General features: G+C 60.9%; 17 protein-coding genes. 10 read left to right on the top strand and 7 right to left on the bottom strand.

The window, feature by feature from the left end:
* Positions 1–48: 48 nt before the first annotated feature.
* The 8 genes from LOY68_RS30205 (at position 49) to LOY68_RS30170 (ending at position 9646) form a co-directional block, all read left to right on the top strand.
* A complete protein-coding gene (locus LOY68_RS30205; RefSeq protein ID WP_265041484.1) occupies positions 49–2328 on the top strand; it encodes a heavy metal translocating P-type ATPase in 2280 nt (759 codons plus the stop codon).
* Positions 2329–2344: 16 nt separating this feature from the next.
* Positions 2345–3208 (top strand): LysR family transcriptional regulator, encoded by an 864-nt coding sequence (locus LOY68_RS30200; RefSeq protein WP_008026094.1) that lies wholly within the window; start codon positions 2345–2347, stop codon positions 3206–3208.
* Between the two features lie 224 nt (positions 3209–3432).
* On the top strand, positions 3433–4509 hold the full coding sequence (locus LOY68_RS30195; protein WP_265041480.1) for a putative 2-aminoethylphosphonate ABC transporter ATP-binding protein: 1077 nt from the start codon (positions 3433–3435) through the stop codon (positions 4507–4509).
* Positions 4509–6233 carry a putative 2-aminoethylphosphonate ABC transporter permease subunit gene (locus tag LOY68_RS30190; protein WP_265041478.1) on the top strand — a complete coding sequence of 575 codons (1725 nt, stop codon included), beginning with the start codon at positions 4509–4511 and terminating at the stop codon, positions 6231–6233. Before LOY68_RS30195 ends, LOY68_RS30190 begins: the two co-directional genes overlap by 1 nt.
* Before the next feature lie 52 nt (positions 6234–6285).
* Positions 6286–7311: a putative 2-aminoethylphosphonate ABC transporter substrate-binding protein gene (locus tag LOY68_RS30185; RefSeq protein ID WP_054044493.1), complete on the top strand. Its 1026-nt coding sequence runs from the start codon at positions 6286–6288 to the stop codon at positions 7309–7311.
* A 127-nt stretch (positions 7312–7438) separates the two neighbouring features.
* The gene (locus LOY68_RS30180) at positions 7439–8572 is read left to right on the top strand and encodes a TIGR03364 family FAD-dependent oxidoreductase (RefSeq protein WP_265041476.1); all 1134 of its coding nucleotides are present in this window, start codon (positions 7439–7441) and stop codon (positions 8570–8572) included.
* Entirely contained in the window at positions 8572–9138 is a 567-nt protein-coding gene (locus tag LOY68_RS30175) for a phosphonate degradation HD-domain oxygenase (protein WP_265041474.1), read from the top strand. Before LOY68_RS30180 ends, LOY68_RS30175 begins: the two co-directional genes overlap by 1 nt.
* Before the next feature lie 85 nt (positions 9139–9223).
* The gene (locus tag LOY68_RS30170) at positions 9224–9646 is read left to right on the top strand and encodes a hypothetical protein (protein ID WP_265041473.1); all 423 of its coding nucleotides are present in this window, start codon (positions 9224–9226) and stop codon (positions 9644–9646) included.
* Between the two features lie 118 nt (positions 9647–9764).
* Here the strand turns inward: LOY68_RS30170 and LOY68_RS30165 are convergent, their stop codons facing one another.
* The gene (locus LOY68_RS30165) at positions 9765–11129 is read right to left on the bottom strand and encodes a GTPase/DUF3482 domain-containing protein (RefSeq protein ID WP_265041471.1); all 1365 of its coding nucleotides are present in this window, start codon (positions 11127–11129) and stop codon (positions 9765–9767) included.
* Positions 11122–12492 (bottom strand): DUF2868 domain-containing protein, encoded by a 1371-nt coding sequence (locus tag LOY68_RS30160; RefSeq protein WP_265041469.1) that lies wholly within the window; start codon positions 12490–12492, stop codon positions 11122–11124. The genes LOY68_RS30165 and LOY68_RS30160 overlap by 8 nt, the downstream gene beginning before the upstream one ends.
* Before the next feature lie 85 nt (positions 12493–12577).
* Between LOY68_RS30160 and LOY68_RS30155 the strand changes: the two genes are divergently transcribed.
* Positions 12578–13090: a dihydrofolate reductase gene (locus LOY68_RS30155; RefSeq protein WP_085716344.1), complete on the top strand. Its 513-nt coding sequence runs from the start codon at positions 12578–12580 to the stop codon at positions 13088–13090.
* A gap of 105 nt (positions 13091–13195) precedes the next feature.
* Here the strand turns inward: LOY68_RS30155 and LOY68_RS30150 are convergent, their stop codons facing one another.
* On the bottom strand, positions 13196–14587 hold the full coding sequence (locus tag LOY68_RS30150) for an L-cystine transporter (RefSeq protein WP_054616947.1): 1392 nt from the start codon (positions 14585–14587) through the stop codon (positions 13196–13198).
* A 250-nt stretch (positions 14588–14837) separates the two neighbouring features.
* On the opposite strand from LOY68_RS30150, the gene LOY68_RS30145 reads away from it, so the two are divergent.
* Positions 14838–15893 carry a haloacid dehalogenase-like hydrolase gene (locus LOY68_RS30145; RefSeq protein WP_413787167.1) on the top strand — a complete coding sequence of 352 codons (1056 nt, stop codon included), beginning with the start codon at positions 14838–14840 and terminating at the stop codon, positions 15891–15893.
* A gap of 175 nt (positions 15894–16068) precedes the next feature.
* On the opposite strand, the gene ilvD is transcribed toward LOY68_RS30145, so the two are convergent.
* The 4 genes from ilvD to LOY68_RS30125 all read right to left on the bottom strand — a co-directional run bounded on the left by ilvD (position 16069) and on the right by LOY68_RS30125 (position 21404).
* Entirely contained in the window at positions 16069–17910 is a 1842-nt protein-coding gene (ilvD, locus tag LOY68_RS30140; RefSeq protein WP_265041466.1) for a dihydroxy-acid dehydratase, read from the bottom strand.
* Between the two features lie 257 nt (positions 17911–18167).
* On the bottom strand, positions 18168–19373 hold the full coding sequence (locus LOY68_RS30135; RefSeq protein WP_163910880.1) for an MFS transporter: 1206 nt from the start codon (positions 19371–19373) through the stop codon (positions 18168–18170).
* Positions 19366–20331: a diiron oxygenase gene (locus tag LOY68_RS30130; protein WP_163910884.1), complete on the bottom strand. Its 966-nt coding sequence runs from the start codon at positions 20329–20331 to the stop codon at positions 19366–19368. Before LOY68_RS30130 ends, LOY68_RS30135 begins: the two co-directional genes overlap by 8 nt.
* A complete protein-coding gene (locus tag LOY68_RS30125; protein WP_265045844.1) occupies positions 20328–21404 on the bottom strand; it encodes a SagB/ThcOx family dehydrogenase in 1077 nt (358 codons plus the stop codon). The genes LOY68_RS30130 and LOY68_RS30125 overlap by 4 nt, the downstream gene beginning before the upstream one ends.
* Positions 21405–21718 lie beyond the last annotated feature (314 nt).

Below are 21718 nucleotides of genomic sequence, written 5' to 3'. Positions count from 1 at the left end.
GCTACAGGGTCTTTACTTGGCAACAGGCACCTTTATGGACGCAACCCGATGAGCGATTCCCTTCACACCCACAAGCCCGAAGACGCGCACGATCACGATCATGCTGATCACAGCCACAAGCTGCAGCCTGTGCAGAAGAAGCATGACCACGGCGGTCACGGGGATTCCTGCTGTGCTTCGAAAGTGGCGGCGCCGTCGCTGATCAAGTTGAGCGACAAGCCGACCGACGGCGCACGTCTGAGCAGTTTCCGCATCGACGCGATGGACTGCCCGACCGAGCAGACGCTGATCCAGAACAAACTGGGCAAGCTGACGGGTGTGCAGCAGCTGGAATTCAACCTGATCAACCGGGTGTTGGGCGTGACCCATGACCTGCCGAGCACGGCGCCGATCATCGAGGCGATCAAGTCGCTGGGCATGGTGGCCGAGCCTTTGGAGCAGGGCGTTGAAGCTCCTGCGCCCGTCGCCGAGAAAAAACACTGGTGGCCCTTGGCGCTGTCCGGCGTCGGTGCGCTCGCCGCCGAAGTGATCCATTTCACCAACGCCGCGCCGAACTGGGTGGTGGCAATCATCGCGCTGGTTTCGATCCTCAGCGGTGGCCTGACCACCTACAAGAAAGGCTGGATCGCCCTCAAGAACCTCAACCTGAACATCAACGCGCTGATGAGCATCGCGGTGACGGGCGCGATCCTGATCGGGCAGTGGCCGGAAGCGGCGATGGTGATGTTCCTGTTCACCGTGGCCGAGCTGATCGAAGCCAAATCCCTGGACCGCGCACGCAACGCCATCGGCGGGCTGATGCAGATGACCCCGGAACAGGCCACGGTGCAGCAGGCTGATGGCAGTTGGGTCGAACAGGAGGTTAAAAGCATCGAACTGGGCGCCCGAGTGCGTGTGCGGCCGGGCGAGCGAATCGGCCTCGACGGCGAAGTCGTATCCGGTACATCCACCATCGATCAGGCACCGATCACCGGCGAAAGCCTGCCGATCGAGAAGACCGTGGGCGATAAAGTCTTCGCTGGCACCATCAACCAAGCGGGCTCGCTGGAATACAGCGTGACCGCTGCGGCGAACAACTCGACGCTGGCGCGGATTATCCATGCGGTGGAACAGGCCCAAGGCGCGCGGGCACCGACTCAGCGTTTCGTTGACCAGTTCTCGAAAATCTATACCCCGGCGGTATTCGTGCTGGCCTTGGCGATCGCCGTGATTCCACCGCTGTTCATGGGGGCCGCGTGGTTCGACTGGATCTACCGGGCGCTGGTATTGCTGGTGGTCGCCTGCCCATGTGCGTTGGTGATTTCCACCCCGGTGACCATCGTCAGCGGCCTCGCGGCGGCGGCGCGCAAAGGGATTCTGGTCAAGGGCGGCGTTTATCTGGAGGGTGGTTACAAACTCGATTACCTGGCCCTCGACAAGACCGGCACCATCACCCACGGCAAACCGGTGCAGACCGATTATCTGTCCCTCGACCCAACCGCCGATGCCACAGCACCCGCGATTGCGGCGGCGCTGGCCGGTCGCTCCGATCACCCGGTGTCGCTGGCCATCGCCAACGCGGCTGTGGATAAACAATTCGCGCCGCTGGTTGTGGATAACTTCGAAGCCCTGGCCGGTCGCGGTGTGCGCGGCGAGATCAACGGTCAGGTCTACCACTTGGGCAACCATCGCCTGGTGGAAGAGCTGAACCTGTGCTCGCCCGAGTTGGAAGAGAAGCTGTTCGCTCTGGAGAAGCAGGGCAAATCCGTGGTGTTGCTGCTCGACCAGTCCGGTCCGCTGGCGTTGTTCGCCGTGGCGGACACGGTCAAAGAGTCCAGCCGCGAAGCGATTCAACAACTGCATGACCTGGGCATCAAAACCCTGATGCTCACCGGCGACAACGTCCACACCGCCCAGGCGATTGCCGCACAAGTCGGCATCGACGAGGCCAAGGGCGACCTGTTGCCGACCGACAAACTGCAAGCCATCGAAGCGCTTTATGCAAAAGGTCATAACGTCGGCATGGTCGGCGACGGTATCAACGACGCCCCGGCGCTGGCGCGGGCGGAGATCGGTTTTGCCATGGCGGCGGCCGGCACCGATACCGCCATCGAGACCGCTGATGTGGCTCTGATGGACGATGATCTGCGCAAGATCCCGACCTTCATTCGCTTGTCGCGCCAGACCTCGAGCATCCTGAAGCAGAACATCGCCCTCGCCTTGGTCATCAAGGTGATCTTTCTTGGGGTAACCTTCGCCGGGATCGCCACCATGTGGATGGCGGTGTTCGCCGACATGGGCGTGAGCCTGTTGGTGGTGTTCAACGGTTTGCGCCTGTTGCGCAAATAAGCGATGAGGAACGGGTGTGCTGAGTGCCGAGCTGAAGGCGTTTTACATGGTGGCCCGCCTGGGCAGCATCACCCTGGCGGCGAAGAAACTCGGCCTGAGCCAGCCCACCGTGACCACGCAGATTCGCAACCTGGAAAGCCAGTACTCGGTTGAACTGTTCTACCGTGGCGGCCGTCGCCTCAGCGTCAGCGATGAGGGCGCGCGGCTGTTGCCGATGGTCAAGACGCTGTTGCAGCAGGAGGCCGACATCGAGTTTTTCCTGCGCAACAGCGGCCAGGTCCAAGGCACGCTGCGCATCGCTGCCACCGCGCCGTATTACATCCTCGACCTGGTGAAGACCTTCCGCGAGCGCCTGCCGCAAGTGGAAGTGTCGGTGGAAATCGGCAACTCCCAGCAAGTACTCGAAGCGCTGGAGGATTACCGGGTTGATGTCGCCGCGTCCTCGCAATTGCTCGATGATGCACGGCTGATCCGCCGGGTGCTCGGCAGTGATCCGCTGGTGCTGGCGGTGCATCGCAATCATCCGCTGGCGGTGCACGACCATGTGCCGCTGAGCGCGTTGGCCGGGCATACGTTGTTGATGCGCGAATCGGGCTCGACCACGCGGCGGCTGACTGAGGAATTGCTGGCCAGTGCGGGGGTGAGTTTCGGGCCGTTGCTGGAGATTGGTAGCCGTGAGTCGATTCGCGAAGCGGTGCTGCGAAATATCGGGATCAGCATCATTGCTCGGCAGGAAGTACCCCATGATCCGCAGTTGCGGGTGCTGACCATCGAGAACGCGCCGCAGATCCCGGAGTACCTGTATTGCCTGAAGGAACGCAAAGGTGCGCGGTTGCCGGCGGCGTTTCTCGGGTTGGCGCAGGAAATGGCGCCGGCCTGAGATTTGCGGTGACTGTGCGGGCCTCTTCGCGGGCAAGCCTCGCTCCTACAGGGGAATGCGATCGAATTGTAGGAGCGAGGCTTGCCCGCGAAAGCGCCAGACCAGACAACACATAACCCAACCCAAATCCCCGAATACCACTATCAACCGTTTTTGCCTCACTGCCACATGACCGACGCATTACAAACCTAGGATGACCCTCATCTGCTTGATGAGGTCTGTCCATGAACCACTCGATCGCAACTGCCCTGACCAACCCCGGCGCGCCCATGAAGGTGCGCGGCGTGCAGAAACGCTTCGGCGCCTTCACCGCGCTGGATAACGTCTCCCTCGACGTCGCGGCCGGTGAGCTGGTGTGTCTGCTCGGCCCGTCGGGCTGTGGCAAAACCACCTTGCTGCGCTGCATCGCCGGTCTGGAGAAGCAGGACAGCGGCGAGTTGTACCTCGGCGATCGCGACGTTTCCCACCTGGCGCCGCAAGCCCGGGACTACGGCATCCTGTTCCAGTCCTACGCGTTGTTCCCCAATCTCACCGTCGAAGCGAACATTGCCTACGGCCTCGCCGGCAGTGGTCGCGATGAAGTGCGCAAGCGTGTCGTGCAGATGCTGGAATTGGTCGGCCTGATCGGCAGTGAGAAAAAATACCCCGGCCAACTGTCCGGTGGTCAGCAGCAACGTGTCGCACTGGCCCGCGCCCTGGCCCCCGCGCCTTCCTTGTTGTTACTCGACGAACCGATGTCGGCCCTCGACGCCCGGGTTCGCGAGCATCTGTGCACCGAGCTGCGCCAACTGCAACGCAACCTCGGCATCACCACGTTGATGGTCACGCACAATCAGGACGAAGCGATGCTGATGGCTGACCGCATCGCCGTGATGAACAACGGCAAGGTCGAGCAGTACGCCACACCGCAGGAAATCTACGACCGCCCGGCTACCCCGTTTGTGGCGGAGTTCGTCGGTCAGGGCAACTGGCTGCCGTTCCGCCGCAGCAGCGACAGCCACGCTCAGGTCGGCGGGATGAACATGCGCCTGGCCGACGGCAGCGCGAAAACCGCATCAGGCCGTTTGTTCTGCCGCCCGGAGGCAATCAACGTCAACCCGCCGGTGCATGAAGAAAACCTGTTCCCGGCCAAGGTTCGCGAGATTACCTTCCTCGGCAACCGTTGCCGCATGAGCTTCGAACTCGATCAACTGCCGGGCCATGCCTTGCTCGCGGAACTTGCGCCGGAAGCCATGCCCCGCCTCGGCGCGCAGCAGATTATGGTCGCCTTGCCACCACGCAGCCTGCAGGTGTTTGCCTGATGAGCGCGAACCTCGCGCTGCCGATACCGCACAAGCAGGTTCGGCAGACCTCCCGTGCCGAGATCGGCGACCGGGTGTTTGTGGTCGGCGGCAAAGTGCTGTTGCTGGTGTTGCTCGGCATCGCAGTGTTGATGCCGTTGCTGGCAATCTTCTGGCGCGGTTTCAGCTCTGAGGTCGGGCAGGGCGGTGGTCTGATCGCCGCCCGTGAACTGGTGACCAGTGCCAATTTCCACTGGTTGCTCGGCAACAGTCTGAAAGTTTCCCTCAGCGTCGCGGCCATCGTCGTACCGTTGGCCTACCTGTTTGCCTACGCCCTGCAACGCACGTTGATTCCCGGCAAAGGGATCTGGCGCGGCATGTCGCTGTTGCCGCTGATGGCGCCATCGATGCTGCCGGGGATCGCGCTGGTTTACCTGTTCGGCAACCAGGGCATGTTGCGTGGCTTGCTCTCGGACAATATCTACGGCTTCTGGGGCATTGTTCTGGGTGAGGTGATCTACACCTTCCCACACGCTTTGATGATTTTGCTGTCGGCGCTTTCCCTGGCGGATGCGCGACTGTTCGACGCGGCTTCGAGCATGGGCGCCAGTCCGGCGAAAGCCTTTCGCAGCATCACTTGGCCGGCGACTCGTCAGGCGGTGTTCGCCGCGTTCTGTCTGGTGTTCACGTTGACTATCACCGACTTCGGCGTGCCCGTGGTGGTCGGCGGCGACTATCAAGTGCTGGCGCTGGAAGCCTACAAAGCCGTGGTCGGCCAGCAACAGTTTGGTCGCGGCGCGTTGATCGGCATGGTCTTGCTGTTGCCGGCGCTGTTCAGCTTCGGCGTCGATGCCTGGTTGCGTCGGCGTCACGGCGATTCCATGAGTGGCAGGGCACAAGTGTTCAAACCGGCGCCATCGAAACTGCGCGACGGTTGCTACCTGGCCATCGTGCTGCTGATCTGCGCGGTGTTGCTGCTGGTGTTTGGCATGGCGGTGTTCTCGTCGCTGGTGAAATTCTGGCCGTACAACCTGTCGCTGTCGCTCAACCATTACCAGTTCAACGACACCGCTGGCGGCGGCTGGCTGGCCTATGGCAACAGCGTGAAGATGGCGTTGTGCACGGCGCTGATCGGCAGCGTGCTGATCTTCACCGGCGCCTACCTGATGGAAAAAACCAAGGGCCAGCGCGGACTGAACCTGACGTTGCGCATGCTCAGTTTCGTGCCGATGGCGGTGCCGGGCCTGGTGCTGGGCCTGGGTTATGTCTTCTTTTTCAACCTCAACGGCAACCCGCTGCACGTGCTCTACGGGACCATGACCCTGCTGGTGGTCTGCACCATTGCTCACTATTTGACCACTGCGCAAATGACCGCCACCACCGCGCTGCGCCAGCTCGACGCCGAGTTCGAAGCCGCCGCGCTGTCGCTCAAGGCGCCGCTGTATCGGCATTACCTGCGGGTCACCGTGCCGATCTGCCTGCCGGCGCTGCTGGACATCGTGCGCTACCTGTTCGTCTCGGCCATGACCACCGTTTCGGCGGCGATCTTCCTCTACAGCCCGGACACCATCCTCGCGGCGGTGGCGGTGCTGAACATGGACGACGCCGGCAACGTCGGCGGCGCGGCGGCGATGTCGACCCTGATTCTGTTCACCTCGGCGGGCGTGTCCCTGCTGCTGGCCTGGGCCTCGCGCGGTTTGCTGCGCCGCTCCCAGGCCTGGCGGCAGACCGCGCCCGGCAATTGATTTGCTGCTCCTGAAAACCGAAAGCCCCTCAACTCAAAGACAGGAAAAGATCATGTTCAAGCCCCTGGCCCTGGCCGCTGCTGTCCTCACCGCTTTCAGCCTGAACGCCTTCGCGGCGAAAACCGAGTTGACGGTGTACACCGCCCTCGAAGCCGAACAACTGAAGACCTACAAGGACGCTTTCGAAAAGGCCAACCCGGACGTCGAGATCAAGTGGGTGCGTGACTCCACCGGGATCATCACCGCCAAGTTGCTGGCCGAGAAAGAGCGTCCACAAGCCGACGCCGTGTGGGGCCTGGCCGCGTCGAGCCTGGCGATCCTCGATCAGCAAGGCATGCTGCAAAGCTACGCGCCGAAGGACCTGGGCAAGATCGGCGGCAACTACCGCGACGCCGCCAACCCGCCAGCGTGGGTCGGCATGGACGTGTGGGCCGCGACCATTTGCTTCAACACCGTCGAAGCCGAGAAGCAGGGCCTGACCAAACCCGTGAGCTGGCAAGACCTGACCAAGCCTGAGTACAAAGGCAAGATCGTCATGCCCAACCCGGCCTCGTCCGGCACCGGTTTCCTCGACGTCAGCGCCTGGCTGCAAACCTTCGGCGAGAAGCAGGGCTGGGCCTACATGGACGGCTTGCACCAGAACATCGGCCAGTACGTTCACTCCGGTTCCAAGCCTTGCAAACTCGCGGCGTCCGGGGAGTTCCCGATCGGTATTTCCTTTGAATACCCGGCCGTACAGCTGAAGCGCCAGGGCGCGCCGCTGGACATCATCCTGCCGAAAGAAGGCCTGGGCTGGGAGATCGAAGCGACTGCGGTGATCAAGGGCACGGCCCATGAAGATGCGGCGAAAAAACTGGCGGACTTCTCCGCGAGCCCGGCGGCGATGGAGCTTTATAAGGAGAACTTCGCGGTCCTCGCGCAGCCGGGCATTGCCAAGCCGCAGACCGAGTTGCCGGCGGATTATGAGCAGCGCTTGATCAAGAACGACTTTGCCTGGGCCTCGAAAAATCGCGACGAGATTTTGGCTGAGTGGCGTAAGCGTTATGACGGTAAGTCCGAGAAAGTGGTCGCCAAGTAAATCTTCGTAGGCTGACAGGGCCTCTTCGCGAGCAAGCTCGCTCCCACAGGGGATGTGCGTCGATCACAAATCCAATGTGGGAGCGAGCTTGCTCGCGATAGCGGTCCTGAATTCAGGACACCTCTAAATGACACAACACAACGACATGCTCATCGTCGGCGCCGGCATCTTGGGCTTGTCCCACGCCTACGCCGCCGCCAGACGCGGCCTGAAGGTCACGGTTTTCGAGCGCAGCGAAACCCCGTTAGGCGCTTCGGTGCGCAACTTCGGTCAGGCCCTGGTCACCGGCCAACCACCCGGCCCGATGCTCGAACTGGCCAAGGCCAGCCGTGAAATCTGGGGGCAATGGGCGCAACTCGCCGGCCTGCACCTTAAGCGCAACGGCTCGTACCTGTTCGCCCGCACCGAAGCCGAAGAACACCTGCTGCAAGCCTTTTGCAACGGCCGCGCCGTGGAGCACAGCTACAACGTTGAATTGTTGCGCGGCGCGGCGTTGCGGGATTTGTACGGCGGCCAGTTCAGCCATCACCGCGCCGCGTTGCATGGCTTGGACGATCAGCAACTGTATTCCCGCGAAGCAATTCCGGCGTTGATCGACTACCTGCGCCGCGAACTCGGCGTGGCGTTTCACTTCTCCACCCTGGTGCGCGACATCGAGCCGGGCCGCTTGCACAGCACCGCTGGCAGCTTCAGCGCCGGGCAGATCATCGTCTGTTCCGGCCACGATTATCAGACCTTGCTCGCTGAGCCGATTGCCGAGCTCAACCCGCAAATCTGCCGTTTGCAAATGCTTCGCGTCCGGGCGCAGGTCAATTTGAATCTGCAACACGCGTTGCTCACCGGATTGAGTTGCGTGCATTACGGCGCGTTCGCCGACCTGCCGGAAGCCGCAGCGGTGCAGGCACAAATCCTGCGCGATGCGCCGCACCTGCACGACAACGGCATTCACCTGCTGATCAGCCCGACGCCGCATGGCGAGTTGATCATCGGCGACTCGCACCATTACGGCCGCGATCCGTCGCCGTTCAACGCCGAGCAAGTCGACAACTGGATGATCGAACTGGCCGAGCAGACCTTGGGTTGTCGGATTCAGGTGATCGAGCGTTGGCAGGGCGTCTATGGTTCGAAGGGGCCAGGACCGTTCTCGTTCCTGCGCCCGCAACCCGGCGTGAGCGTGGCACTGATGCACACCGGCGTTGGCATGAGCGTCGGCCCGGCGATGGCCGAGCGCAACGTCGCCCTATTGTTGGGAGAAGTGTGATGGCGAGTGTGGAGCGAGTGGTCGACGAGGTGTTCGCGCTGTACGAACGTTTTGGCGACTGCGATTACATCGGCGAACCCGTGTCGCAGATCGAGCACATGTCCCAGGCCGCCGAACTGGCCATGGCCGAAGGCTACGACGATGAAGTGGTGCTGGCGGCGTTCTTTCATGACATCGGACATATCTGCGCCGAGAGCGCCGAGAACATGGGCGGCTTCGGCGTGGTCAGCCATGAACGCCTCGGCGCGGACTACCTGCGCCGCGCCGGTTTCAGCGAACGCATGGCGCGGCTGGTGGAATACCACGTGCAGGCCAAGCGTTATCTGACGCTGAAAGAGCCGGGGTACTACGAGCGACTCAGCGAAGCCAGCCGCCGAACCCTGGAATATCAGGGTGGGGTGATGACGGCGGCGGAGGCCGAAGCGTTCGAGCGCGATCCGTTGTGTGCGGTCAGTTTGCGCATGCGGCAATGGGATGAGCAGGCCAAGGAACTGTGGGTGCCGGTGCTGGATCTCGACATCTTGAAGCGCAAGGCGCTGGGGCTTTTGTCTGGCGTAGCGTGCTGAACCGTCTCACACAGGTTTGGGAAACGTTGCATGGATCGCACTGCGTCATGGGTTCATGCTGAGTTTTTTGCAGGGAGACGCATGGATGCGTGACTTGAACGTGATTGCCCAGGATCGAAACGGGGACGGTAAGGCCGATACGTTGCTTTATCGGTTTTATGAAGATGACCAGTTGCAGCGCGAGGCGACGGAGGCTGACCTTCGGCGGCTCAAGGTGTTTGGCAAAACCTATCTGAAGTGCGCGTGGTTCAATGCTGGGGAAGGTGAGGAGCGCTATCTGCGGATCTTCTCGCAGAATCTTTCTGGCGACGGCACACCTGAAATCGTCCATCTGCATTTTCGTGAGGGGCCGGTAATTGTCTATAAGGCCGCGGCTCAGGATCTGGATAACGATGGTGGGCTGGAGCTGATACTGGCGTCGGATGTAGACAATGACGGGCGTTCGGATCGCACGGATCGGAGTCGGGTGACGGCGTTGGTGAAGCAGTTTTTGAAGGTGGGTTGGTAGCGTCCATTCAGTGAATCCGAGTTGCGGCCTTCGCGAGCAAGCCCGCTCCCACATTTGAAATGCATTCCCCTGTGGGAGCGGGCTTGCTCGCGAAGACGCCGGCCCCGGCACAGCCAATCTAAAGCTGCTGCGCCAACCCCTCAACCTGCTCCTGCCGTTCCGCCTGATTCAACTTCGCCTGCGGATTAAGCGACGACCACTGCGGGTGCGCCCGCGCCTTGTTCAGTGCCTCGGGCAGTTTGCCTTCGCGCCAGGTCTTGTCCTGGGGCGTGGCCACCTGGATGCTGTCCATCGCTGCGTGCCCGCGCTGGTTCAGGGCTTGGACCAACTGCCGCTGACGCAAAGCCAACAACCGCAGCACGCTGTCATCGACGGTCAGTTCTCGCTGACCCTTGATCTTGCCCAGCAAGCGACTGCCGTAACTGCGGGCGGTTTGCAGCGCGCCGCCGGCAATGGCTCCGGCGAGTGCCGCTACGCCGAGGGTCAGGCCGCCGACCAGCAGGTCCACGCCAGCACCGGCGGCCGCACCCGCCGCAATACCGCCGCCCACCCGCACCCCGAGTTGCTTGAGGGTTTCGGGGTTGAACAGGTCATCGCCCCAGCGACCATCAAGCAGCGGCAAATCGCTGGCCGCAGCATCTTGCGGGCGGAAGGCATAGAGCTTGAGCAAGGCTTCGACGCAACGCTGTTCCCGTTGGCGCACGGCTTTGCGCAATTCGCTGATCGCTTGTTGTTCCTGTTCGGCCTCGCTGATCACGCTGCGGCGGCACGCGGCACAATCGATCAATAATTCGGCAATCAAACGTGCTGCACTTTGCTGGCGAGCCAGTCGCTGGGCCTGTTGATCGTTGATCAGGCGTTCCAGTTGCGGACGGGCATTTTCCAGCAGCAGCGCGAGGCTTTCATACAGTCGGCGTTCGCCATCCTCCGGCGGGGCGACGCTGTCGAAGCGCACCAGCGCGTGCAAACCCAACCGCGCCAACGCTTCACGCCAATCCGGCTCGCGATGATTGGCGCTGCTGACGAAATTCAGCACCGGCAGCAACGGTTTGCCGCAACTGGCCAACACTTCCAGTTCATCGCGATACTTGGCCAGCACCGGTTCCCGGGCGTCGATCACATACAGGCCGGCGTCCGAGGCCAGCAGTTGGCGCAGCACCTTGGCTTCCTGTTCGAAGCGTTGCCGGGCTTCGCTGCCCTCAAGGAACCGCGTCAGCCGCGCCGGGCCATCAAGGCGTTCACCCGGTCGCTCCAGGCGTTCGAGGTAGTCGAGCAGGGCGATGGCGTCTTCCAGGCCCGGCGTGTCGTAGAGATCGAGCAGCGGCTCGCCGTCCACTGAAAGCCGCGCACCTTCAACGTGTCGTGTGGTGCTGGGCCGGTGGGACACTTCACCGAAACCGACGTCACGGGTAAGGTTGCGCAGCAACGATGTCTTGCCGACGTTGGTGTGACCGACGACCGCGAGCTTCAAAGGCTTAATCATGACCGGTCTCCAGCCAGTTCATCGGCGCGCTATCGGCGAAGGGCAGCTCAAGTTGCTGCAGCGCCACGTGCCAATCGCCGAGACGCGCAGCATCCAGCGCTTCGCCGGGCGGCGCTTGCAGCAGCCAGATCCGGGTGGCCGTGGCATTGCGCGCCAGTTCGGCGATCAACGCCAGGCTGCCGCGATCCGGCGAGCGGCGCGGATCGCAGGCTATGGCGAGGCGTGCCGGGGGAAAGCGGCTGAGTTGTTCGAGGAGCTTATGGCGGGATTCGCGGCTGTCGAGGATGCCGGCATCACTCACGGATTTCGGCAGTGGTGGCGGCCAGGGGCGTTGGTTGTCCAGTTCGATGGCCACCAGCAGCGCGCCTTCGCTGTGCAGGTCACTGACGGCGCTTTCGACGCGGTGAAGCTGATCCGGAGCAGCATCGCTGATGCCCAGGCGTTCGCTGGTGGGCATCAGCCGTTCGCGCAATTGCGCATAGCCTGGCAGGTTCAGGTCCAGGCGCAATCCAGCCTGACCGGTTTTCCAGCGCCACAGGCAAAACAGCGCCAGCAGCAGGCGCGGTAGCACACCGTAAACCACCAACACACCGACCAGCCATGTCGCCCAGGCCTGGCGCGCGCTTTCGACATTGAGCGCGGTGTCGCCGCTGGCGCGGATCATCTCTACGGTCGGCACGTTGAAGCCGAGCAAGGCCGGCAAGGCGCCGAGGGCTTGGGTCATCGCCACGAAGGTGTCGGCGCTGAGCAGGGTGGTTTCCCAGACGAAGCCATAGCGTCGGGTCGCCATCAGCGTCAGCAGAATCGCCAGCGCGCTGAGCATCGCCAGCAACCACAGGCTATTGACCAGCACACCAACCGCCCAGCGATTGAGTTTGTGCCGTTGCAGCAACAGCAACAGGGCCGGGGCCAGTTGCGCGGCTTTGGCGTCACGGGCGAGTTTTTCGCTGAGCCACAGCCACAGCCGTCCGAGGGTGGCGCCGTGTTCACCGGCGAACACCAGGCCCAGGGCCCAGCTCAGCAGCAGAATCAGATTCAGCCCGAGCAGACTGCCCAAGGCCCAGAACACATTCACCGAAACTTGCCCGTCACCGAGTGCGGCAAACGCCAGGCCGGCGCCGCTGACCACAGCCAGTATCGCGAGCAAAAACAGCGCCAGTCGTGCACCTTGCAGCCAGTGTTTAAGGGCGTTGGTCATTCCGTCGCGTTCGGCCAGCCACAGGGCTCGGCGTTGTATGCGGCTCGACAGGTCACCGCCAGCGGTGCGGGCCAGTCGGTTGGCTTCCAGGTCGTCCAGAGGGCCGGCGTGTTCTTCGCGCAGGCGAATGGTTTCCGTCAGCCAGAGGTTATTCAGTTCAGTCACGCGGCATCCCGTCGCTCAAATGAACGGTGAGCATAACCGCTGTGGCGCTTATCGGGGAAAGGGAGGCTCTGGTATCCTCGCCGGCATGACTAAATCACTCCCCCTCAGCCTGATCGCAGCCCTCGGTGAAAACCGTGTGATCGGCGTCGACAACAGCATGCCCTGGCACTTGCCGGGGGACTTCAAATACTTCAAGGCCACCACCCTGGGCAAGCCGATCATCATGGGTCGCAAGACTTGGGATTCCCTCGGCCGTCCGCTGCCGGGACGCTTGAACATCGTGGTCAGCCGTCAGGCGGATCTGGTGCTCGAAGGCGCGGAGGTTTATCCGTCGCTGGAGGCTGCAGTGGTTCGCGCCGAAGCCTGGGCGAAAGAGCAGGGCGTCGATGAGTTGATGCTGATTGGCGGGGCGCAGTTGTATGCCCAAGGCTTGGCGCAGGCCGATCGGCTGTACCTGACGCGCGTGGCGCTGAGCCCGGAAGGGGATGCTTGGTTTCCGGAGTTTGATTTGAACCAGTGGAAGCTGGTGTCCAACATCGAGAATCCGGCGGTGGATGACAAGCCGGCGTACAACTTTGAGGTATGGGAAAAAGCCTAAAAGCTTCGCGGGCAAGCCTCGCTCCTACAGGGTTGGCGCAATTTGGCGCATAACCCGTAGGAGCGAGGCTTGCCCGCGAAGGGGCCCGCTCAATCGCTGAAAATCTTAAGCCTGAGCCAACTCCGCATGCTCATCCGCATCCAGCAGCTCTTTATCGGTCTGCTGCATGATCTGGCTGGTAATCGCCCCCGCCGTGATCGACCCGCTGACGTTCAACGCTGTGCGGCCCATATCAATCAGCGGCTCAACCGAAATCAGCAACGCCACCAGTGACACCGGCAAGCCCATGGCCGGCAGCACGATCAACGCGGCAAACGTCGCGCCGCCACCCACGCCCGCCACACCGGCGGAACTCAGGGTCACAATCGCCACCAGCGTCGCGATCCACAGCGGATCGAGCGGGTTGATGCCCACGGTCGGCGCCACCATCACCGCCAACATCGCCGGGTACAGGCCGGCACAGCCGTTCTGGCCAATGGTCGCGCCGAACGAAGCGGCGAAACTGGCGATGGATTGCGGGATGCCCAAACGGCTGGTCTGGGCTTCGATGCTCAGCGGAATGGTCGCGGCGCTGGAGCGGCTGGTGAACGCGAACGTCAGCACCGGCCAGATTTTGCGGAAGAAACGCAGCGGATTAATCCCGGCCGCCGACACCAGCACACCGTGGATTACAAACATCAGGCCCAGGCCGATGTACGACACCACGACGAAACTGCCGAGCTTGATGATGTCTTGCAGGTTGGAGCCAGCGACCACTTTGGTCATCAGCGCCAATACGCCGTACGGGGTCAGCTTCATTACCAGACGCACCAGACGCATCACCCAGGCTTGCAGGGTGTCGATGGCGTTGATCACTTTCTGACCTTTCTCAACGTCATCTTTCAGCAGTTGCAGCGCGGCGACCCCGAGGAACGCGGCGAAAATCACCACGCTGATGATCGATGTCGGCTTGGCGCGCGCCAGGTCGGCGAACGGGTTTTGCGGGATGAACGACAGCAGCAATTGCGGCACATTCAGGTCCGCGACTTTGCCGGCGTAGTCGGTCTGGATGGTTTGCAGACGCGCCATTTCCTGAGTACCGGCGACCAGGCCTTCGGCGGTCAGGCCGAACAGGTTGGTCAGGCCGATACCAATCAGTGCCGCGATGGCGGTGGTGAACAGCAGCGTGCCGATGGTCAGGAAGCTGATTTTGCCCAGGGACGACGCGTTGTGCAGACGGGCCACGGCGCTGAGGATCGAAGCGAACACTAGCGGGATCACGATCATTTGCAGCAACTGCACGTAGCCATTGCCGACCAGATCGAACCAGCCGATCGACGCTTTCAGCACCGGGTTGCCGGCGCCGTAAATCGTGTGCAACGCCACGCCGAAGACCACGCCCAATACCAGCGCGAGCAGGACTTTCTTGGCTAAGCTCCAAGAGGTGTGACGGGTTTGCGCCAGGCCAAAGAGCAGGGCGAGGAACACCAGCAGATTGAGAATCAGCGGCAGATTCATAAAGACTCCATAGACTTGTGCCAGCCACCTTCTTGTGTGACTGCGAACCGGCAAGCCTAACAGCTTGATATCTAATGAATTAATACCAAAAACAGAGGTTAACTGTCGTTTTTGGAATAAGCCGGTGTCGCTGGCAGGGATGCAGCTGGCGCGATGTGGATGCAAGCGGTCGCGGGCAGACGGGAACTGTCACAGTTTTTTGTTAGCGTCGATGTCTTTGAATCAGGTCTCTTTATAAGGAAGCATGCAGATGAAGTTCGCACCGAAAATGCTGGCTGCTGCACTCTGCCTCGGCCTCGCCGGCCAGGTATTCGCCACGGATTTGAAGCATTGGCCAGCCGATCAGGCCAAGGCGCTGGACGCGATGATCGCGGCCAATGCCAACAAGGGTAACTTCGCGGTGTTCGACATGGACAACACCAGTTACCGCTACGACCTCGAAGAGTCGTTGCTGCCGTTCATGGAAAACAAAGGCCTGATCACCCGCGAGAAGCTCGACCCCTCCCTGAAACTGATTCCGTTCAAAGACACGGCCGACCACAAGGAAAGCCTGTTCAGCTACTACTACCGTCTCTGCGAAATCGACGACATGGTGTGCTATCCATGGGTCGCCCAAGTGTTCTCCGGCTTCACGCTTAAAGAACTCAAGGGTTACGTTGATGAGCTGATGGCTTCCGGCAAACCAGTGCCGAGCACCTATTACGACGGCGATGTGGTCAAGACCATCGACGTGCAGCCGCCGAAAGTCTTCACCGGTCAGGCCGAGCTGTACAACAAGCTGATGGAGAACGGCATCGAGGTCTACGTGATGACCGCCGCCTCCGAAGAACTGGTGCGCATGGTCGCGGCCGATCCGAAGTATGGCTACAACGTCAAACCGCAGAACGTGATCGGCGTGACCACGCTGCTCAAGGACCGCAAGACTGGCGAACTGACCACCGCGCGCAAGCAAATCACCGCCGGCAAGTATGACGAGAAAGCCAACCTCAACCTCGAATTGACCCCGTACCTGTGGACACCAGCGACCTGGATGGCCGGCAAGCAAGCGGCGATCCTGACCTACATCGATGAATGGAAAAAACCGGTGCTGGTGGGCGGCGACACCCCGAGCAGCGACGGCTACATGCTGTTCCACAGCGTCGACGTGGCCAAGGGCGGCATCCACTTGTGGGTCAACCGCAAAGACAAATACATGACCCAGATTAACGGCATGATGGCCAAGCACGCAGCGGCCCAGGCCAAGGAAGGGTTGCCGGTGACGGCGGACAAGAACTGGGTGATCGTGAAGCCTGAAGAGATTCAGTAAACCCAGAGTCGCGGAATCAAATGTAGGAGCTGCCGAAGGCTGCGATCTTTTGATCTTTCTTTGGCGCGACGGCTGAAAATCAAAAGATCGCAGCCTTCGGCAGCTCCTACAGGGGATCTGCGAAAACAAAATGCCCCGCACTTGGCGGGGCATTTTTTATTGCGGCGACTAAGGCTTACAGCCCGTCAAGCATCGCTTTGTTACGCACGGCACCCTTGTCGGCACTGGTGGCCAGCAGGGCGTAGGCTTTCAGCGCGGTGGTCACTTTACGTGGGCGCTTCTCGACGGGCTTCCAGCCTTTCTGATCCTGCTCGACCCGGCGTGCCGCCAGTTCTTCATCGCTGATCAACAGGTTGATCGAACGGTTCGGAATGTCGATCAATACCTTGTCGCCATCCTGCACCAGGCCAATCGCGCCGCCAGCAGCGGCTTCTGGCGAAGCGTGACCGATGGACAGACCCGAGGTGCCGCCGGAGAAACGACCGTCGGTGAGCAGGGCGCAAGCTTTGCCAAGGCCTTTGGATTTCAGGTAGGACGTCGGGTACAGCATTTCCTGCATGCCCGGGCCGCCTTTCGGGCCTTCGTAACGGATGATCACGATGTCGCCGGCCTTCACTTCGTCAGCGAGGATGCCGCGTACGGCGCTGTCCTGGCTTTCGAAGATCTTCGCGTTGCCTTCGAACACGTGGATCGACTCGTCGACGCCAGCAGTTTTCACTACGCAACCGTCGAGGGCGATGTTGCCGTAGAGAACGGCCAGGCCGCCTTCTTGCGAGTAAGCGTGTTCGACACTGCGGATGCAGCCGTTTTCACGGTCGTCGTCCAGGGTTTCCCAACGGGTCGACTGGCTGAACGCAGTTTGCGTCGGGATGCCCGCCGGACCGGCCTTGAAGAAGTGATGCACGGCTTCGTCGGTGGTCTGGGTGATGTCCCACTTGGCGATGCCTTCGGCCATGCTCTTGCTGTGCACGGTCGGCAGCTCGGTGTGCAGCAGGCCGCCACGGGCCAGGGAGCCGAGGATGCTGAAGATGCCGCCGGCACGGTGCACGTCTTCCATGTGGTACTTCTGGATGTTCGGCGCGACTTTGCACAGTTGCGGTACGTGGCGCGAGAGGCGGTCGATGTCCTTCAGGTCGAAGTCGATCTCGGCTTCCTGGGCGGCGGCCAGCAAGTGCAGGATGGTGTTGGTGGAACCGCCCATGGCGATGTCCAGGGTCATGGCGTTTTCGAACGCCTTGAAGTTGGCGATGTTGCGCGGCAGTACCGACTCATCGTTGTCGCCGTAGTAACGCTTGCACAGGTCGACGATGGTGCGGCCGGCCTGCAGGAACAGCTGTTCGCGGTCGCTGTGGGTGGCCAGGGTCGAACCGTTGCCCGGCAAGGCCAGGCCCAGGGCTTCGACCAGGCAGTTCATCGAGTTGGCGGTGAACATGCCGGAGCACGAACCGCACGTCGGGCAGGCGCTGCGCTCGTACTCAGCGACTTTCTCGTCAGAAGCGCTGGAGTCGGCAGCGATCACCATGGCATCGACGAGGTCGAGGCCGTGGCTGGCGAGTTTGGTCTTGCCGGCTTCCATCGGGCCGCCGGAAACGAAGATCACCGGGATGTTCAGGCGCAACGCGGCCATCAGCATGCCAGGGGTGATCTTGTCGCAGTTGGAGATGCAGACGATGGCGTCGGCGCAGTGGGCGTTGACCATGTATTCGACGGAGTCGGCGATGATCTCGCGGCTCGGCAACGAATACAGCATGCCGTCGTGGCCCATGGCGATGCCGTCATCCACGGCGATGGTGTTGAATTCTTTCGCTACACCGCCGGCGCGTTCGATCTCGCGGGCGACCAGTTGGCCCAGGTCCTTGAGGTGGACGTGGCCCGGTACGAACTGGGTGAACGAGTTGGAAATGGCGATGATCGGCTTCTTGAAGTCGTCATCTTTCATCCCCGTGGCGCGCCACAGTGCGCGGGCACCGGCCATGTTGCGGCCGTGGGTGGATGTTTTCGAGCGGTAATCAGGCATGGAGCACTCCGGGCGGCTAATCAGGTATCAAAGGGGAGTGAGCTTCTATTGACGTCTGGAACACTCAGAAATGGCCGTGTGTCCGGAAGTTGCCGATGACTTTGCGGGATCGCCGCTTGCCTCAGCCTGAGCTCATAAACCCGCCGGGGGATGAATGGCGATGAATCCCGCGATTCTACACCGCTGGCGTCAGGAGGGAATGCCGGAAAGTGTTGATCCAGCGCTGACGCAGCGTGTGGGATGACGACCGGCAGCTTTCACCCGACCGACAGCACCCGGTGACGCCGGGTAATCAGCGCATTCAGGCCGATACCGAAGGCGCTTAACAGGAGAAAACTGAGGGCCAGGGTCGTCTGCAAGTCGGTACTGCTCAGGTTGATCAAGGCGCTGATCAGCCCGCCGAAGATGAACACCAGCGTGTTGCCCGCTGCCGCCGACGTGCCTGCCTTGTCCGGAAACACCTCCATGGCTTTGGAGGTCGCGACAGGACGGGCAATGGTGGTGCCGGCCGTGCAGATGATCATCGGGACCAACACGGTCAGGGTCGAAAGCCCCAGCCATGTTGAAAGCATGAGCATCATCAGGCCCGAAAAGAAGATCAGGCCCAGGCCCACGATGATTTGTGTGTTGGGGGTGATCCGGCCGCCGATAAGCCGGGCGATGATGCCGCCGATGATGTACGCCAAGCCGTAGAGCAGCAGAGCCAGTGAGAACGCATAGGGCGAGAGCTGCAACTGGTCCATGAAGATCAGCGGCGAAATGACAATAAAGGAGAAATGGCAGGCGAAGGCAATCGAGGCAATCAACCAGTAGCCCAGAAAACCGGCATCGCGGTAGACCACGCGGTATGACTGGACGATGCCCTGGCGTATGACGTTGGTCGGGCGCTGGTTTTCCAAGAAGAAGCACGCTTTCAGGAACACGGCGCCGGCCAGCGCGATAAAGGCCACGAAGCTGCCGGGCCAGTCCAGGGCTTGTTGCAGCAAGGTTCCGGCCAGGGGCGAAATGGAAATGAAGATCCCGCTGGCCGTCACCATGAGAATCCTCAGGCGGTCCCGCTCCTTGCCTTCGAACAGGTCTTGAACCAGGGCTTGAGTGAGCACAAAACACCCGCAGCCGATGGCCTGGACCAGCCGGAACAACAGGAACCAAGAATACTCGGTGGACAACAGGCAACCTGTCGCGCCGATGATCGACACTGCCATGCCCGCCAGCAGCAGCCCTTTACGTCCGATGCTGTCCGACAGCGGCCCGATCAACAATTGGGACAGGGAGATTCCGACGGCAAACAGGCTGATGGAAAACGCGATGTCCGCGGGGGTGGTCCGGAAATGTTCGGCCAGTGCCGGAAAGGAAGGCAGCAGGACATCCAGCGGAAAGACCCCGAGCAACACCATGGTCATCAACAGAATGACGGCGGCACGGCGTTTTTTGAGGCTGACAGCCGGTTTTCCTTCATCCATCGACAAGTCCTGCCTGCATGAAAAGTTGCTGATTGCTGCGCAGGTCGAAGAACCCGGCATTGCGTAAGGCCTGGAGCGTAGCACCCGCCCCTGAGCGGGCCCGCTGGACTACGGCCGGCGAGCCTGCCAGCCCCCCAAGAATCTCTGCAACACAGGTGCCATTGAGCCCCGCGCTATTCAGGCTTTCCTTGAGCCAGCGCTCATCGACTTCAAAGAACACCAGAATGATCTCCACCAGCCATTTGGCGGCGAACGTGCGTTGGCTGCTGGTCAGGGTCAGCCATAGATAATGGAATACCTCTGAAAAGTAGCGACTGTGACGCGCCTCGTCAGTGAGGTGGTCCCTGAGCATTTCCTGGACGCAGGACACCAGCGTGTCACGACAAACCTCGAGCAGTTCCCGGGCGATGATCGTCTCCGAGACGAAGCCGACCAGAAACCAGGCCAGCGTCTTGTACCGGTCCGGGGTTTGCTCGAGCAAGGCGTTCAACCGGGTTATCCGGTGTGGCATCACCGGACGCTGGTTGATGCCGTAATGACTGGCAATCTGCTCGGCGAGGCTGTTGGAAAACAGCGCGTGAAAACCCTCGTCGGTGTAGAGCTGCAAAGCGGCGGTTTTCATTCGCTGCGGGATGCTGATCCCCAGTTCGCCATGGGCGATGGTTTCCACCGAACGGTTGACGATGCGGTGTTCCAGCAGGGTGGTGTAGTCGAGGAAATACACCAGGTGATTGGCCGATAAACGATGGATAACCGGTTGGCCTGCTGCCTTGATACTCGGGTGACTCAGATAGGGCAGAAAGGCTGGCGGGAACCAGTGTCGCGTTTCCAATTGCTGTTCCAGGTCCGACGGCAACAGGTAGGAGTGTTCGCTGGTCCGGACCGAGGCTCGGGTATTCCAGTCGCCCAGGGTGAAACGCTGGGCCCAGAAATCCGGGAGAGAGGAGGCGCTGGTCATTGTGGCGGGCCCTCGTTCAGCAGCGCTTTCAATTCCTTGCACATCGCTTGCCCGTCGCTCAGGCCGCAGCCGACAAAAAACAACGGTTGTTCGGCGCTGTCCTCGAGCCCCAGCAGCGTTTCGACCTGATCATCCGTCAGTGCTCCCGTCAGCCAGGTGCCCAGGCCCAGTGCGGTGGCTACCAGTTGGAAGGTCTGGGAAATATGACCCGCCTCGACGTAGGCCATCCGGTAAGCCCGGGAGTGTTGGTATTTCCACCACAACTTGTCGAAACGCGCGGTGATGAACAGGCCAACGGGCAGGTTGTTGATGAAGTGTTGCCCGCACAGCAACTGGCCCAGGGGCGAAGTTGGCAGCGTGCTGACGAAGCTCAACGCATGATCAGCCGGATGGTAGGCATAGAGCCCAGGCTCCAGGCCGCTGACGTTTTGCACATGCAGAAAACCTTCGCAGGCATTCAAACCTCCGCCCGAAGGGCTGCTACGGCGTGCGGTCAAGCCTTCGGCGACCGTCTCGTCGATATCGTCCTCGCGCTCCTTCAGGTAGCCGAGAGACAGATAAAGCAACGTACTGATATCGCCGAGGGACACCGCTGCGCCGGTGAAAGAGCGGCAGGTCTTCCGCTTCACCAGCGCATCGGCCAGGCTATCTGCCGGTAACCCTGCGGGCGCGGGCAGACTGATCAGCTCGCTGGTCGGCCGGTGCACGAAACCGGTGTCAGGTGCACTGGAGGTCAATACGTCGTTGCAATGGTCCAGATAATGTCTCGACCATTCATAAATATTCTGTGGGGTATATTCGCAAGGTATGTTCTTGGTGCCGATATGAAATATCTTTGATAGATCATCCCAGCCCCATTCATTAGTGCTTTGTATTGAAGTTGTGAGTATTCCGGTGTTCAGGAATTGAGTGTCTATTATATTGAGAGTGTCGAACGATTCAGGATTGTCGATCAGTTGTGCAAGTCGTGTTGAATACTCAAGATTCAGTTCGAATTGTTTGTGGCTTCGGTAATCCCAGAGGATTTGGCCGGGCGTGCGCGGCAGTATGAATAGATGCGGGTTTATATGCATGACGGGGCGGTTCACTCTGGGCTGGGCCATAGAAAACGCTGGGTAAGCCGGCACTCCCCAGCGTCTCAGTTACTTAGCGAGCTTTAGGTGCGACCAGAAAAGCCAGGTTAGCGATTTTGTTGGTTTCCAGAGTAATTGCTTTCATGTGTTGAACTCCTTGTAAGTGATAGTGAGTGCCACTCCTTGGTGACAACTCAATCATAGTTTGTAATGAGTTCTTATCAAGGGGGAATTCAGTAGGAATGTTCCAGTAATTTTGTGGGAGCGATCTTCAGGTCTAAGTTAACTTGTAGGTCTTATTCTTTGGAATCTAA

Source organism: Pseudomonas sp. B21-053, assembly GCF_026016365.1.
Lineage (GTDB): Bacteria > Pseudomonadota > Gammaproteobacteria > Pseudomonadales > Pseudomonadaceae > Aquipseudomonas > Aquipseudomonas nunensis.
Note: the sequence above shows the minus strand (reverse complement) of the source record. Positions and strands in the feature narration are given on the sequence as shown.

Coding starts and splice junctions, on each gene's coding strand:
- LOY68_RS30125 (WP_265045844.1), bottom strand. CDS start 21,404: ATGCATATAAACCCGCATCTATTCATACTGCCGCGCACGCCCGGCCAA.
- LOY68_RS30175 (WP_265041474.1), top strand. CDS start 8,572: ATGGCGAGTGTGGAGCGAGTGGTCGACGAGGTGTTCGCGCTGTACGAA.
- LOY68_RS30190 (WP_265041478.1), top strand. CDS start 4,509: ATGAGCGCGAACCTCGCGCTGCCGATACCGCACAAGCAGGTTCGGCAG.
- LOY68_RS30205 (WP_265041484.1), top strand. CDS start 49: ATGAGCGATTCCCTTCACACCCACAAGCCCGAAGACGCGCACGATCAC.
- ilvD (WP_265041466.1), bottom strand. CDS start 17,910: ATGCCTGATTACCGCTCGAAAACATCCACCCACGGCCGCAACATGGCC.
- LOY68_RS30155 (WP_085716344.1), top strand. CDS start 12,578: ATGACTAAATCACTCCCCCTCAGCCTGATCGCAGCCCTCGGTGAAAAC.
- LOY68_RS30180 (WP_265041476.1), top strand. CDS start 7,439: ATGACACAACACAACGACATGCTCATCGTCGGCGCCGGCATCTTGGGC.
- LOY68_RS30135 (WP_163910880.1), bottom strand. CDS start 19,373: ATGGATGAAGGAAAACCGGCTGTCAGCCTCAAAAAACGCCGTGCCGCC.
- LOY68_RS30130 (WP_163910884.1), bottom strand. CDS start 20,331: ATGACCAGCGCCTCCTCTCTCCCGGATTTCTGGGCCCAGCGTTTCACC.
- LOY68_RS30150 (WP_054616947.1), bottom strand. CDS start 14,587: ATGAATCTGCCGCTGATTCTCAATCTGCTGGTGTTCCTCGCCCTGCTC.
- LOY68_RS30195 (WP_265041480.1), top strand. CDS start 3,433: ATGAACCACTCGATCGCAACTGCCCTGACCAACCCCGGCGCGCCCATG.
- LOY68_RS30145 (WP_413787167.1), top strand. CDS start 14,838: ATGAAGTTCGCACCGAAAATGCTGGCTGCTGCACTCTGCCTCGGCCTC.
- LOY68_RS30185 (WP_054044493.1), top strand. CDS start 6,286: ATGTTCAAGCCCCTGGCCCTGGCCGCTGCTGTCCTCACCGCTTTCAGC.
- LOY68_RS30170 (WP_265041473.1), top strand. CDS start 9,224: ATGCGTGACTTGAACGTGATTGCCCAGGATCGAAACGGGGACGGTAAG.
- LOY68_RS30165 (WP_265041471.1), bottom strand. CDS start 11,129: ATGATTAAGCCTTTGAAGCTCGCGGTCGTCGGTCACACCAACGTCGGC.